Origin of the sequence: Jeotgalibacillus marinus (assembly GCF_040801915.1) — a bacterium.
GTDB classification, from domain to species: domain Bacteria; phylum Bacillota; class Bacilli; order Bacillales; family Jeotgalibacillaceae; genus Jeotgalibacillus; species Jeotgalibacillus marinus.
Map to the genome: position 1 here is coordinate 1 of NZ_JBFMIA010000322.1, position 229 is coordinate 229.

Sequence of the window (229 nt, forward strand, 5' to 3'; positions counted from 1 at the left end):
TCACCCTTCGGAAGGTCTCCATGAACTCGCGGCTGACACCTAGCGGGAAGTCGGGCGCCCACAACATCCGAGCCATGCCGTTCACGACGACGAGTGCCGCCACCCGATCGGGATAGGTGGTGGCAAACACCACGGCCTCCAACGCCGTGGGCGCCAAGGCGAACACCGCCGTTCGCTGCGATCCCACCGCGTCCATCACCGCGCGGGCATCGTGAGCCCACTGTTCGAG

General features: G+C 66.4%; 1 protein-coding gene. It reads right to left on the reverse strand.

Annotated features, from left to right (window positions below):
* Nucleotides 1-229, reverse strand: a 229-nt coding sequence (locus AB1471_RS18020) for an alpha/beta fold hydrolase (RefSeq protein WP_367781085.1), incomplete at both ends; no start/stop codon positions are given.